The following is a 13722-nucleotide window of genomic DNA, read 5'->3' as shown; positions in this document are numbered from 1 at the left end:
TTAACTAAATATCCCCCTTGCAACCTTTAATCTTCTAGAAATTGACTCAGTTATTCCTTCTTGTCGATCTGCTATTCCTGTTGTCCCTGTATATTCTGCTAATTCCCAACCAGTTACACCCAATAGCTCTTTTACAACACCGGAACTTAAACCATGTTCATATAATCTTGAAGCTTTATTTATTTTTGTTCTTTCAACAATCTCAGAAATATATTTTCCAAGCTTAGATTCTACCCTTCCTAATTTTTTAAGAATATTTTTTAAAGAATTTAAATAGCCTTCATTATCATTTTTCTCTAATTTCTTTTTAGCTTCAATAAGATTATTTCTAACTATTGCATCCACATAATCCCAATCTTGATAAGTGTGATATTTACTTCTTTCATAGACTTTAGATGCTGTATAAAGAACAATTGCAACTAAAATTGGCTCTTCAGATTGATATATAGTCATAGCATGAATAGTTTTATCACTTAATTCTTTCAACTTTTTAACATCATCATTTTCTAAAGCCAATATTGCTTCTGTAAGAACTTCAAGAATATCCCCTCTCGCTTCTTTATTCATTATTAAACAGAATTACTTTAAATTATATAAATTTATTGTTAAAATTAAGTTAAATCTTTAGACAAAGCTTTTAACATTTCTTCTTCTAAACTACCTGTAACTTTGTATTTACTAAGTTCTTCAACAGTTACCCATTTAAAATCTTGGATTTCTTTACCTTTTTTTACATTAGAATTAAAACTCTTAACTAAAAAAGAAATACCTAAAATATTACTTTTATCTTTTCTAATATAACTATAATCTGCAATATAAATTAAATCATCACCTATATCTAAACAAACTTCTTCCTTCAATTCTCTTTTTAAAGCTTCTAAAATAGTTTCTCCTTCTTCTAACTTGCCACCCGGAAAACTCCATTTTTCAGGATGAATCTCATCTTTAGAGCTTCTTTTAATTATAAGAAAATGATTTCCTCTTTTAACAATTGCATTAACAACTAGATTCATTTTAACTCTTTTAAAACTTGCTCGACACTTATACTTTTACATAATTCAGGATTATAAATATCAGAATAATAATTATCTTGTATCAATTTACTTTCAATTTTTTCTAATCTTTCATAACCTTCAACTTCATTTGCAGGGGTGCATAAAAACAAACCAATAACCTTCTTCTTTAATGCTAAAGCTAAATGTAATGCTAAAGTATCTCCAGTTATAACCTTATCACATAAATTAATTACACTTGCAAATTCTCTTATTGAATTATTACTTTCGTTTTGAATTGCTTTAACTTTTTGTAATATCTTATTTTTTAGGACTTCTTCTCTTTCTCCGCCCAATAAAATTACTTGATATTTACTTGGAATCTTTTCAATTAAATTGATTATATTTTCTTGTCCCCATTCTTTATTTTGCCATCTTCCACCAGCACCAACATTAATCCCAATTAAAGGTTTAGTTATTTCATTTTTCTTTTTAAAATCCTCAGCATATTTCAAATCTTTCTCAGTTAAATTAAAAGAATAGTCCTGTTTATTATATTTTAATTCTGCAACATCAAACATCATTTCTTGATAAGTTTTTTTATTCTCTTTATTTATTTTATCTGAAAATGCTCTTGTTAAATAATATTCAGCCTTCTTATTATAACAAGTTGGATATCCATCTTCATTTAAGAAAAATCCATATTTAGGTTTTGCCTTTACTAAAGTTGCAATTGCACTTCCAGGAAGATCTATTTCTAAACTTAAAACAACATCAAACTTTTCAATTTGCAATCTTAAAATATTTTCTGGATTATAAACTAAAATTCTATCAATATTTGGATTATTATATAATAAAGTTTTACTCTCTTCTTTAACTAACCAAGTTATTGAGGATTCATAACCATATTTTTCTTTTATTGCTTCTAACAGAGGAGTAGTTCTTAAAACATCACCAATTGCACCTAATTTAATGATCAAGATTTTAGTCTTTATAGGTTCATAAAACTCACACTTTTCACAACTATAATAACCCTCAGTCTTAGATATTTCACAAGCCTGAATTCCCTTAAAACTCCTACAATTTCTGTTCCAGTTCATAAGGTCTAATTTATAAAGCAAGGTATTTAAATTTAACCTCTATTTTAAGCCTATGAAAGTTTATATTGCCGGTCCATTGTGGAAACCTGAAGATAGAATTATACTTGAAAAAATAGCCTTTTTTTGTAAAGAAAAGAATATCAAAACTTTCTTACCTCACAGAGATGTTGGAATTTATGAAAAAGGTAGTTCGAAAAAATTCTTTGAAAAAGATAGTAAAGAAATAGATAATTGCAATTTAATAATTGCAGTTTTAGATTGGAAAAGTGTTGGTTCTGGAACAGCGTGGGAAATAGGGTATGCTTATGCAAAAAACATTCCCGTAATTGCATTAGTTGAAGATTTAAAAAGTATAAATACCTATGATAGAATGTGCACAATGGTTTTTAATTCTGTAATTATGTTTGATTCTTTAGAAAAATTACAAAAAGAAATAATAAAAAGAAAAAAAGGCTTAAAACTTTAAGCCCACTTTATCAACAATCTTCTTAGTTACTTTAAAATCAGAAGTTACTGCACCAGTTGCGAGATTACTTGCACAAGCTCCAGATGTTGCAATTACATCTACAGTTTGAGCACTTGTACTAATACCCGTTATCTCAACACAGGCTAAATTAATAATCTTTCCATCAACAACATCTTGTGCAGTTGCTTTATCTCCTGCCTTTTTTACAGTTGGAAGATTATTCCTTATTGAATTATCTATTATTCTAATAACTTCTAAATCTGCAGTATCATTACTCATCCCAGCTAATTTAACTTTATGTTTATTATCATACAATAAAATCTCTTTCCCAACTGTAAGTCTCTGAGCACCTTCTCTTAAAGTTGTTGAAACTTGACTAGTTGTTGATGTTTGAGTTCCAGATATTGAAGTTCCTGTACCTGCATCAGTTCCAACTTCTGAATTTATTAGATCTTTTGATTCATCATCTGTAAATACCCCTTGTACACCACCTACAACAGAGGTAACTACATTAGTAACTGCCATTGCAAATTTTTGCATAATACTCAACTGAGGTAATTGAATTAACCAAGCTTGCCTATGTTCTCCTTCACATAGAGTAGTATTTATTTTTCCAGGAATAATACAGGGAAGTTTTAATTCCATAGCCCTATCAAAAGTATATCCTACATCTGCGCAGTTCCTTATCTTTAAACTATCTGCATAAATTATACTATTATTTAAATAATCACATTGTTCATTTCTATTTATCAAACCATCTCCGTAAACTGGCTTATCACAAACTGTCAAATCTATTTTTCCATTTGCACACGCAACCAACCCCTTATTCCAAGGTTCTGTAAACCAATAAGCACATTTATTTTTTGTAGTCCGTATTATTTCATCTGAATAAATCACTTTCCCATCAAAAGATTTATCACATTGTTCATTTCTATTTATCAAACCATCTCCGTAAACTGGCTTATCACAAACTGTCAAATCTAATTTGCATTCAGAGGTGCATCCTGTAAAACCTTTATTCCAAGGTTCTGTAAACCAATAAGCACATTTATTTTTAGTTGAGCTTATTATCTCTTTACTATAAAAATAATTTGTTGAAATATTTTCGCATTGTTCACTAGATTCAACAATTCCGTTTCCACAAATAGCTAATCTACCCACATTTATAGAATCTTCAGTTATTTGAGTAATTGTTAAATCTTTTCCTAAGAAACTAATTGTCAAGGGTTTCCCTGAATTTATAGAATCAGTTTCATCAAAAGTAATATTTTTAGTATAATAAATTACGGATTTACTTACTTCTAAAAATACATCTGAACCATAATCGTCATCTGCGCTAGTTAAAGAAGTTGCTAATTTTAAATATTTTGACGTAAACATTGTATCAAAGTGCAAATTCTCTAATTCGTTTACAAAAATTTTATATTCGGGCAGTTCATACGACAAGAAATTTTGACCTATTCTTTTAGGAAGCCCTTTAATAATTTGAGAGTCTTTTTTAACTACTAAGGTACCCCTAACTCTGTAAGAAGGTATACTTAACACAACCTTATCAGAATCCCCATATGCTTTTGGATTTTTAATAATAATACCATATTCCTCTCTATGGTCTTCATCTTTTGTACCTAAATTTACTAAACCATTTTGTCCACCAGTATAGGTTAATTCGTCTGCTTCAGCTAAATCAACATAGTTACCTAAACGAGATATCACATTATTTACTGTTACCCAGTTCATAGTTAAGTTATAAGTTGGATAAAGATTTATACTATTATAAAATTCATCACTATAATCTTGAGAAGCCAGCATAATTATTTTTAAGTAAATAATATTATTATAATTTTCTACAGCTAAAATAATCGAAGAATTAATTAATATAGGGTATTGATCCCGATCCCCTTTAACAGCTCCAGCAAGATATACTTTTTCATCATCAATATCTTTATAATAAATATATAATTCTGCAATATCAACCTTTCCAATTTTATTGTACGTGGATAACCAAATTTTATTTGTAGTAATATAATCTGGCTGTTCTCCATTTTTTATAATATTCTTTCCCAATATGGTTAAACCTGTTGAATCTGTAGTAGAAATTTCTATAGCTTCTGCAGAAGTAACTCCAATTGCATTATCTAAGTCTGCGGAATTTGTGTATTCGAAAGTATAAGTATTATAATCATCACTTTTAGGCTCTAAACTTTCAAAACAAATAGAAAGGTAATTATTTGGAAGATTTAAACATTCGCCCACACCAAGAGGATTGTCTTCACTATCATCCCAAACAAAATCATTTTTAATACTTATAGAAGTATCACTATTTTTAGAAGAAGAAGATTTAATATCCCAAACCCAATTAGGATTATTTGCATCTTCCCCAATATAAGCCTCGCCTGTTTTATAAGTTACACCCCTAACACTAACACTAAACATAATTGTTAACACAAAAACACAAACTAAACTCAAGAAAATCTTCACATTTTTATTATTATTCACTTAAAACACCCCTTCATTTTTAATATAAATATTAATTAATGATAAGAGAATAATACTACATATATATACTTTTTGTTAGTTTTTACCATCTAACAGACTTGTACTAGGAGTTTCTTCCTCTCTCCAACCATCTTTATATTTCTGTTTTTTGAATTTAGACTCATAAACAGCCAAGAACCAAACATACAATCTTAATATATATGGAAAAGGAATTAAGATTATAGTTCTAAAACTATTTGCATACTTAAACAAATAAACAAAAAACCATCTCACCCCCCTAAAAACCTCAGAAACAAATGTAGTTCCTTTTTTAAAATCCTTAGAAATCTCTAAACAATGAATATTCATGTGACCTTTAATATTTCTCTTCCTTTGAATTAAATAATCTTTTAAATTTTGAGGACAAAGAACATTTACATTGGCCTTTTCAGAATAACCGATTTTATATCCTTTTTTCCAAAAAATCATAGGTAGAATAGCATCTTCACATGCTTCTAAAGGAAAATCAGAAATAACTCCATTTCTAAATGCAAGTAAATATCCTGAAGTTTCAAAGAATTTTCCAGATTTAAATAATTTCTTTCTATTATAATTCATTTCTGTAAACAAATAATGTGCTAAAAATCCAAAACAACTTTTTTTATCATTCAAAGGAACTGGATGTCCACAAGCAATTCCAATTTTCTCATCTTTAAACATACTAACAATAGCATCGACAGAACCATTATTCAAAAACACGTCACCATCTGTAGTTATTATTATATCATTTTTATCTTTAGAATAATATTGCTCAATTAATAAATTCAAAGCATAAGATTTACCTTCACCAGGATCTAAAAAAAATTCAACTTTACCTTTAAACTTTTTCTTTAATAACTCTTCAATTTTAAAATCTGGATCAGAAACAATAACTTTAAAATTTTTCAAATCAACTTGTTTTAATACAAATTCAACTGATTTAACCATAGACTTTGGCTCTTTATAAGAAACAATAATTATTGTATGCATACTTCACCTTTAACTACAAAACCTCAACAGGATAATTTGAAGGTCTTATCAAAACTTTCAATTCTTTACTTTCAGACAAAGCTTCTATTCTGCACTTAACTACGCCATGTTTACCTATACTAGATAGTTCAATCTTACTAACGACTAAAACCCCTTCAGGCATTTTTATCTTTTCACCAACTTTAAGCTTTCCAGCCTCTTTCCTAACCATTAGCCTAAATCTTAGATATAACTTTATAAATATTTCTCAATATCTTTTAAATATGTCAAATATACCAAATGCAATCATTTTGCTTTCAGGAGGTTTAGATAGTTCTGTAACTGCTTTTTATGTAAAAGACAAATTTAAACCAAAAAATATAATCTGCCTTTTCTTTGATTATGGACAAAGAACTTTAAAACAAGAAGAGTCCTCATCAAGAATAATCTGCAAGCTAATCAATGGAACTTTTAAAAAAATAAATATTTCCTGGTTAAAAGAGTTTAATACTTCTATAATAAACAAAGATATTAAAAAAACCTCAAACTACACAGAAAAAGACCTAGGAAATATAAAAAAGACAAAACAAGAATTAGAAAATTGGTGGGTCCCTGCAAGAAATTTAATATTCATAAGTTCAGCACTTGCGCTTGCAGAATCTGAACAAATAAAAAAGAATATTCATTATAATATTTACACAGGTTTTAAATCAGAAGGACAAATTCCAATGAAAGACGCAACTCCAGAATTTTTAAGCTTAATGAACAAAATGGTTAAACACGCAACTTTAAAAGAAAATTATAAAATAATTGCCCCCTTAATAAATTATGACAAAGATAAAATTGTAGAAATTGGAACAAAACTAAAGGTTCCCCTTGAAAAGACATTTAGTTGTTATATTAGTAATAAAAATGGCCACTGCGGGAAATGTGAAGCCTGCATACTAAGAAAAAAAGCCTTCTACTGGGCAAATATTAAAGATAAAACAATTTATTTAAATTAGTTACATAATATAACCAATAAACAAGAATAAAAGATATTAATTATAAAATATGACAAAAAAGCTCAAATACTGCCCCTTTGTTATATTCCATAATAGAACTCAAAGAAATCTTAATACAAAATGTAAAGGGGCATTATAAAAATGCTCTTGAATCTGAAAGAAAATAAGAATATAATAAATAGCCTTTATCTTATAAGCATAAGAAAAAAGCAAAACCTATCTAGTTTATAGATTATAACCAATTAAGAATAATAATCTACTTCATTCTTTAATTAAGACATATCTATCCAAACAGGTATAGCTACAATCACTGCAATAATTAAATACAAATACCAATTTAAACTTAAAATTGGTGCCCATAATTTTGCAACCATTAATATAAATGCAGCAGATGCAATTTTTATTAACGATATATCATACCATTTCAATTTTCTAACTCTTTTTGCAATCCATTTAAAACTCATTTTTTAACACCTCTTTTTTTAATTAATTTTTTATTAGTTCTTATTAAGATTTTAATTTCTTCTAAGTCCTTTTGCATATCTTCGATTTCTTTCTCAGCCTTAACATTCACTTTATAATCATATTCAGCCCTTAATCTATCTCTTTGTGCTCCCCTATTTTGACTCATCAAAATTATTGGGGCCTGTAATGCTGCTAAACAAGATAAACCAAGGTTTAATAAAATAAAAGGATATGAATCCCAAGAAGAATTTATTCGCAAAAGAAGAACATTTGTTAAAATCCATAAACCAATAAAAATTAATAAACTAGAAATGAAAAACCAACTACCTGCAAAACCAGTCAATCTATCTGCTGCTCTCTGCCCAAAAGAGAGTTTATGCTTGAAGGGATGTTTAATAGATTTATAATTCATATTTATAAAAAAGAATAACTCTTATATAAATTTAGCCCTATCTAAACTAATTTTGCTATAGTTTTCATAACTTTTTACTAAATCATTAAAGATTTTACCATTTCTAAATAAGTAAGTCTCAATGGGTATATCCATTCTATAAAAATAATAATTTTTTCCAACTCCCACTATTTCAGGTATTTCTAAAAGAATATTAAGATTTTCATTAAGATTCATTTTTTCAAACCTAAAATGAGAATTTTTAGAATTTAACATAGATTTAATTAATTCTTCTTCTAATTTATTTCCTTTAGTTATAAATTTAATTCCTGAATTTTTAGAAAAATAACCGATTATACTATAAAATTTTTCAATGATTTTTCTTTCATCAACATTATTTTTTTTAACAACTCTACCCTTTTCAAAAATAAGATTTTCTTCAAAATAATCTTCATTTCTTATAATTCTATCTTTGTCCTGTATGACAATAGAAACTTTTGAAAAATTAAGAGCATCTTTAATATTTGCTCCTAATAAAGAAGAATTAATTTCTTCCCATTTCATAAACCTACTAGAATCCTCTTCCAACCAATATACTTCTTTAATTCCTGGAAATATTAACATAAAAAAAGAATTAATCCCTAATTTATAAAACTTTATAACTTATCCAAAATTTGCAATTCTTGTAAATCTAAAGTTTACAACTCTTGAAGAAAACCTTCCATAACTTTAACAGCAAGCTTTTTATCATCACTTGTCAAAACTCCATGAGTTGAATTACTTAAATATACAACATACTTTCTTTGAGAATTTACATTATTAAATATAACTTCTGCGCTCTCAACTTTAACAAGTTCATCTTTCTGAGATTGCAAAATGAGTATTGGCTCATCTATTTCTTGAAGTTTAATCTCACTTGTTAATTCCAACAACTCCTCAACACTAGAATAAGGCAAAGCATTATAACTTACCCTTTCCTTTTTAATTTCTAAATATTCATCAGAATTAATAACATTATAGGGTGTAAATAATTTAATTAAAGAAATAAATTTAATATAGGCTGACTGCAATTCTAATGGACTATTTAACAAAATCACACCTTTAAGATTATACTTCTGTGCAAAATATAAAGCTAATATACTTCCAGTAGATGTTCCAGAAATTATTGTTTTATCTTTATCCAGCATACTAAGAAGATGATCTACTTCACTAATCCATTCTTCATAACCTACTTTTGCCAAATCTTCAGGTGTAGTTCCATGCCCTGGAAGAAGTAAAGCATCAACATTATAATTTTTTCCAGCCAAATAAATCACTATATCTTTAAATTCTGCAGGAGAACCACCCAAAGAATGTAACATAACTATATTATCACCACCTCTATCAAAATGATAACTTTCTGCACCAACTAAAATCCCATCTTTGCCATATTTTTGTTGCTTTTCCCAAGATTTAATACTATAAATATTTACAGCTCTACTTATAATTATTAAAACCGCAAAAAAAGTAATAAGATATAATATTCTTTTAAATTTTTTTTTCAAATTTACCTCTAAAACTAAGATTTTAGAATTATTTTTATTAATTCTACTGCTCTCTTTCCATCAATTTTTCCTCTATACTTTTCCATCAATCTTCCCATAACCTCATTCATTTTTGGTTCTTTATCTTCACTTTCTAAATCTAAAATAATTTTTTTAATTTCTTTTTTGACTTCTTCTTCATCCACACTAAGATATTTTTTAGAGATTTCATCTAATCTTCTTCCAGTAGCGTTTAACTCAACCATAATCTCCAAAACCGCTTCTTTAGAAATCTTTCTATTATTATATAAATCTAATATTGAATAAATATCATATTTTATTTCTAAATTATATTTGGTTTTAATTTGTTTAGGATATTCAACTAATACTCTTGCAATAAATTCGGGTTCTATATTCTCTAATTTAGAAACATAATCTTCAAAATTAATTTTATTTTTTATTATCTCTTCAGCCAACACAGATGAAATTTTATATTTCTTTTCTAAACTTATTGTTTTCTCAGTTATCAATTCAGGTCTACTTATATTTTCTAACATCTCTTCACTTATTTTAATAGGTACATGATCTGTCTCGGGATACATTCTTGCAGCACCAGGCATAGGTCTTTGAAAAGTAGTTGTAAAATCGACATTAGCTTTTCTAACCTCGGCTTTTAAAGTTTTATTCTTTATATCTTCAATCTGCCTTTTAACCTCATTTTCAATAACTTTAGGCATACTTTTTAGTTCTTGAAAACCTTTAATTTCAATTCTTGGATGCCCCCTAATAGAAAGATTAACATCTTGTCTTATTGTTCCAATTCCTCTTTTTACTTTATTTGTAGATCTTAGAATCATTCCGATTATCGAAGCACATTCTTTTGCATGCTCAGGAGTTTTTATTTCTGGAGCAGTTGCAATCTCAACTAATGGAACACCTAATCTATCTAATCTATAAGTAATATAATTAGAATCTTCAGAAAGCTTTTTTGCTGCTTCTTCTTCTAAACAAACTGTATCTATATGAACATTTCCTAAAGAAGTTTTTATATATCCTCTTTTTGCAATTAACATTGTTCTCTGAAAACCAGAAGTTACTGAACCATCAACAACTGCTTTTCTCATTATTTGTATTTCATCAACTATTTCTGCATTGAATAATGTTGCAATTTCAAGTGCAATATTTAAAGCATATTTATTAATAGAGTGTGGCGGCTCTTCATCATATTCTACCAAACAAGAAGAACTTGAACAAGCTTCATATCTAATTACCTTATTTTTTTGCATCTCAAACTCTGCAACTATATCTTTCTCACCTTTCTCACTCAATACAGATCTAAACCTTCTTTCAAATTTGATATCTGCTTTGTTAGGATCATTAACTAAAGAAGGACATTTACAAAATAATTTATGTGTTTCTAACTGTTGATGTATTTCTAATCCAGCTTTAAATCCGAGTTCATTATAATACTTTAAATCCTCTTCCAAATTTTTTTCAGTCATTTTAATTAAATTGAGAAATATTCTGATACATTGTTCTTGAACTTATTTCACCACAAATATTTTTGCCTATTAATTCTTTAACTTGATTAGGATGATTTTTCAATAACCAAGCCAATTTAACAAAGGCGGTTTCAGTTAACATATCTTCACCCGGAATTACACCTAGCTCTTGTAACTCTCTCGCAGGTTTGTAAACATCCATATTAACTCTTCCAAATATACAATTAGAAGTCATTACAACCACAGTTCCAGACTCTATAACTTCTTTTAAAGCCTGTCTTATTTTTTCATGTTCTTCAGTAACCCCATCATTTTTAGTAAATGGAATTTGTCCTAAACCTGTCCCCTCAATTATCAATCCTTTGTATCCTTTATAAAATTTAAATTGTTCAAGGTTCATATTTATATGAATTTTTAAGATTGCAACTTTGTCCTCAAATTCTGGGAGTATTTTCATTTCTCCACTTGAATAGTTTTCTTGCTTCATACTCACTTTTCCAGTTTTATAATCTACCATTGCAATTGATTCAGTATTAATATTTTGGAAAGCATCTCTTCTTGAAGTATGCAATTTTTTTGTTTTAGTAGCAGAAAAAATATCGCAAGTTATATCAGAAGATTTTGAATGCATACAAATTGCAACACCTCTATAATTAGAATTACAAACAAAACTTGCTGCACAAACTAAATTCACTCCAGCATCACTGCTTCCCCTATCTGATGATCTTTGTGCACCAACAAAAATAATTGGAATATTTGAATTTTCAATGGCAAAGGATAATGCCGCAGCACCAACTGCTAAATTATCTGTTCCCATACTTATTATTATTCCTTTATATCCTTTAGAAATATTTTTTTCAATTTCTTTTGCAATTAAAGTTATGTGTTTAAATCTTAAATCATCAGACCAAATATTTCCAATAAAAACAGAATCGATATTTGCAATTTCGTGTAACTCTGGAAACATTTCAATTAATTGTTCAGGTTCAAATGAAGCATGAACTGCACCAGTTTTATAATCTACTCTTGATGCAATTGTTCCACCGGTATGTAAAATTAAAATCTTTGGAAGATTTTTATTTAATTCAATTTTTTTTCCATTAGGATTAGAAACCATTTCAGATTTTTCAACAACCCTTATATCTCTTATATTTGATTTTTCAATTCCAATATTATAACCATTATTTAATTTTAAAACAAGAATATCTTTTTTGTCATTTATCAAAATTCCTTCTACAACTTCTATGCTAGTTTTAACATTTATTTTATAACCTTGTTTAAGCCCTTTAAAGTCCATAATAAGCCATATTGTAAAAGCTCTTTAAATATCTTTTTATTAAATCAGAAGAAAGAAATTTATATATACTTGAAACTATATTTTAAAGCCTAAGAATATTTAAAAGTAAGTTTAAACAAAAAATAAGAATTAAAGTTCAAAATTCCTTTTTTTGGGCAATTAGGAAAGTTGAACACCATCAAACTCTAACATTGTAATCGGGCATTGGTAGTTAGATTTGTAAATTTAGTTTTGGGCAAAACCAAACTTGACGGCTTAACTAATTCTAAGTAGGGGTAATACTCACCACAATATAAACTTTGTGTTTTTGTGGATAAAATAATAATAAAAGGGGGTCAACCAAAATGGAGTTCCTTGTACAAGATGCAATAAAGCAAGCTGAAAAGCACAATGGTGCAGATGATGCACTAATAGGACAAGCAAATATAAAAGTAATTGGTACTGGTGGTGCCGGCGGTAATATAGTAACCTGGCTATATCAGAAAGGTATCAGAGGTGCAGAAATCATAGCTGTAAATACTGATAGACAACACTTAGATATACATGAAGCAGACAAAAAAATCCTTATAGGAAAGGATTTGACTAGAGGTCTTGGATGTGGAGGTTTCCCACAAAGAGGACAAGAAGCTGCTAAAGAAAGCCTTCAAGAACTTAAAGAGTCTCTTAAAGATTCAGATATGGTTTTTGTTTGTGCTGGTATGGGTGGAGGAACTGGAACTGGTTCAGCACCTGTTGTAGCAAAAATAGCTAAAGACATGGGTGCTATTGTTATAGGTACAGTAACTATGCCTTTTGATATTGAAAGAGCCAGAATAGACAAAGCTGAATACGGTCTTCAAGAACTTAGAGAAGTCAGTGATTCTGTTATAGTAATTGATAACAACAGATTAGCTTCAATCGCTGGAAATCTTCCAGTTCAACAAGCTTTTGCTGTTGCAAATGAATTACTTTCAACAATGATTAAAGGAATTGTAGAGACAATTGCTATTCCAAGTCTTGTTAACTTAGACTACGCAGATGTTAAAGCTATCATGACAGATTCCGGTGTTTGCGCAATAGGTATCGGAGAATCAGGATCAGAACATAGGGTAGAAGAAGCAACAAGAAGAGCATTAAGCAATCCTCTACTTGATGTCAGTTACAAAGGAGCAACTGGAGCATTAATCCATGTTGCAGGTGGACCAGACTTAACTCTTGATGAAGTAAATAGGGTTGGACAAATTGTTACTGAAGCTCTTGACCAAGATGCAAATGTTATCTGGGGAGCAAGAATCAGCGACGATATGAAAGGAAGACTAAGGATTATGACTATTATAGCAGGTGTTAACTCACCATATATCCTTGGAAAGTCTGACTACAAAAAATCAGCTGGACAAAGAAACAGAATGAGTCATGAGTTAGGCATAGACATGGTTTAAGTGTCTATTAAAGTCCGAACATACTCCAAAATCCCCCTATAGAATTTTGGACAATTTTTGGCCTTGCTAATGTGCTTTTTT

At 28.6% G+C, this 13722-nt stretch carries 15 protein-coding genes; 3 read left to right on the top strand and 12 right to left on the bottom strand.

Features of this window, described 5'->3' with window-relative positions:
* The 3 genes from J4403_03305 to J4403_03295 are packed head-to-tail and all read right to left on the bottom strand — an operon-like array spanning position 1 to position 2092.
* Complete coding sequence (locus J4403_03305) at positions 1-567, bottom strand: hypothetical protein (GenBank protein MBS3167211.1); 567 nt, start codon at positions 565-567, stop codon at positions 1-3.
* Positions 568-611: 44 nt separating this feature from the next.
* Positions 612-1013 (bottom strand): NUDIX domain-containing protein, encoded by a 402-nt coding sequence (locus J4403_03300; protein ID MBS3167210.1) that lies wholly within the window; start codon positions 1011-1013, stop codon positions 612-614.
* Positions 1010-2092 (bottom strand): glycosyltransferase family 9 protein, encoded by a 1083-nt coding sequence (locus J4403_03295; protein ID MBS3167209.1) that lies wholly within the window; start codon positions 2090-2092, stop codon positions 1010-1012. The genes J4403_03300 and J4403_03295 overlap by 4 nt, the downstream gene beginning before the upstream one ends.
* 52 nt (positions 2093-2144) lie before the next feature.
* Here J4403_03295 and J4403_03290 point away from each other — a divergent pair, with 52 nt between their 5' ends.
* Positions 2145-2558 (top strand): nucleoside 2-deoxyribosyltransferase, encoded by a 414-nt coding sequence (locus J4403_03290; GenBank protein MBS3167208.1) that lies wholly within the window; start codon positions 2145-2147, stop codon positions 2556-2558.
* On the opposite strand, the gene J4403_03285 is transcribed toward J4403_03290, so the two are convergent.
* The 3 genes from J4403_03285 to J4403_03275 all read right to left on the bottom strand — a co-directional run bounded on the left by J4403_03285 (position 2547) and on the right by J4403_03275 (position 6273).
* Positions 2547-5054, bottom strand: coding sequence for a hypothetical protein (locus tag J4403_03285; GenBank protein MBS3167207.1), 2508 nt, complete (start codon positions 5052-5054; stop codon positions 2547-2549). The two genes, J4403_03290 and J4403_03285, sit on opposite strands and share 12 nt — an antisense overlap.
* Before the next feature lie 75 nt (positions 5055-5129).
* Positions 5130-6062 (bottom strand): glycosyltransferase family 2 protein, encoded by a 933-nt coding sequence (locus J4403_03280; GenBank protein ID MBS3167206.1) that lies wholly within the window; start codon positions 6060-6062, stop codon positions 5130-5132.
* 13 nt (positions 6063-6075) lie between these two features.
* Positions 6076-6273, bottom strand: coding sequence for a hypothetical protein (locus J4403_03275; GenBank protein ID MBS3167205.1), 198 nt, complete (start codon positions 6271-6273; stop codon positions 6076-6078).
* A 52-nt stretch (positions 6274-6325) separates the two neighbouring features.
* On the opposite strand from J4403_03275, the gene J4403_03270 reads away from it, so the two are divergent.
* On the top strand, positions 6326-7045 hold the full coding sequence (locus J4403_03270; GenBank protein ID MBS3167204.1) for a 7-cyano-7-deazaguanine synthase: 720 nt from the start codon (positions 6326-6328) through the stop codon (positions 7043-7045).
* 272 nt (positions 7046-7317) lie between these two features.
* Here the strand turns inward: J4403_03270 and J4403_03265 are convergent, their stop codons facing one another.
* The 6 genes from J4403_03265 to gatD all read right to left on the bottom strand — a co-directional run bounded on the left by J4403_03265 (position 7318) and on the right by gatD (position 12223).
* Entirely contained in the window at positions 7318-7509 is a 192-nt protein-coding gene (locus tag J4403_03265; GenBank protein MBS3167203.1) for a hypothetical protein, read from the bottom strand.
* Entirely contained in the window at positions 7506-7922 is a 417-nt protein-coding gene (locus tag J4403_03260) for a DUF1003 domain-containing protein (protein MBS3167202.1), read from the bottom strand. Before J4403_03260 ends, J4403_03265 begins: the two co-directional genes overlap by 4 nt.
* 21 nt (positions 7923-7943) lie before the next feature.
* Entirely contained in the window at positions 7944-8525 is a 582-nt protein-coding gene (locus J4403_03255; GenBank protein MBS3167201.1) for a hypothetical protein, read from the bottom strand.
* A gap of 74 nt (positions 8526-8599) precedes the next feature.
* Entirely contained in the window at positions 8600-9445 is an 846-nt protein-coding gene (locus J4403_03250; protein ID MBS3167200.1) for an alpha/beta hydrolase, read from the bottom strand.
* A gap of 14 nt (positions 9446-9459) precedes the next feature.
* Positions 9460-10926, bottom strand: a complete 1467-nt coding sequence (gene gatE / locus J4403_03245; GenBank protein MBS3167199.1) for a Glu-tRNA(Gln) amidotransferase subunit GatE — start codon at positions 10924-10926, stop codon at positions 9460-9462.
* Position 10927: 1 nt separating this feature from the next.
* Positions 10928-12223: a Glu-tRNA(Gln) amidotransferase subunit GatD gene (gene gatD, locus J4403_03240; GenBank protein MBS3167198.1), complete on the bottom strand. Its 1296-nt coding sequence runs from the start codon at positions 12221-12223 to the stop codon at positions 10928-10930.
* Positions 12224-12567: 344 nt separating this feature from the next.
* Between gatD and ftsZ the strand changes: the two genes are divergently transcribed.
* Positions 12568-13641, top strand: coding sequence for a cell division protein FtsZ (ftsZ, locus tag J4403_03235; protein MBS3167197.1), 1074 nt, complete (start codon positions 12568-12570; stop codon positions 13639-13641).
* The last annotated feature ends 81 nt before the right edge of the window (positions 13642-13722 follow it).

It is taken from the genome of Candidatus Woesearchaeota archaeon (assembly GCA_018302225.1).
Classification (GTDB): domain Archaea; phylum Nanobdellota; class Nanobdellia; order SCGC-AAA011-G17; family JAGVZY01; genus JAGVZY01.
The sequence above is the reverse complement of the archived record's forward strand: the minus strand, read 5'-3'. Positions and strand labels throughout refer to the sequence as shown.

Bases quoted from the DNA above. Each gene is read 5' to 3' on its own strand.
- ftsZ (MBS3167197.1), top strand. From the start codon at position 12,568: ATGGAGTTCCTTGTACAAGATGCAATAAAGCAAGCTGAAAAGCACAAT.
- J4403_03265 (MBS3167203.1), bottom strand. From the start codon at position 7,509: ATGAGTTTTAAATGGATTGCAAAAAGAGTTAGAAAATTGAAATGGTAT.
- gatD (MBS3167198.1), bottom strand. From the start codon at position 12,223: ATGGACTTTAAAGGGCTTAAACAAGGTTATAAAATAAATGTTAAAACT.
- J4403_03300 (MBS3167210.1), bottom strand. From the start codon at position 1,013: ATGAATCTAGTTGTTAATGCAATTGTTAAAAGAGGAAATCATTTTCTT.
- J4403_03275 (MBS3167205.1), bottom strand. From the start codon at position 6,273: ATGGTTAGGAAAGAGGCTGGAAAGCTTAAAGTTGGTGAAAAGATAAAA.
- J4403_03290 (MBS3167208.1), top strand. From the start codon at position 2,145: ATGAAAGTTTATATTGCCGGTCCATTGTGGAAACCTGAAGATAGAATT.
- J4403_03280 (MBS3167206.1), bottom strand. From the start codon at position 6,062: ATGCATACAATAATTATTGTTTCTTATAAAGAGCCAAAGTCTATGGTT.
- J4403_03260 (MBS3167202.1), bottom strand. From the start codon at position 7,922: ATGAATTATAAATCTATTAAACATCCCTTCAAGCATAAACTCTCTTTT.
- gatE (MBS3167199.1), bottom strand. From the start codon at position 10,926: ATGACTGAAAAAAATTTGGAAGAGGATTTAAAGTATTATAATGAACTC.
- J4403_03270 (MBS3167204.1), top strand. From the start codon at position 6,326: ATGTCAAATATACCAAATGCAATCATTTTGCTTTCAGGAGGTTTAGAT.
- J4403_03305 (MBS3167211.1), bottom strand. From the start codon at position 567: ATGAATAAAGAAGCGAGAGGGGATATTCTTGAAGTTCTTACAGAAGCA.
- J4403_03255 (MBS3167201.1), bottom strand. From the start codon at position 8,525: ATGTTAATATTTCCAGGAATTAAAGAAGTATATTGGTTGGAAGAGGAT.
- J4403_03295 (MBS3167209.1), bottom strand. From the start codon at position 2,092: ATGAACTGGAACAGAAATTGTAGGAGTTTTAAGGGAATTCAGGCTTGT.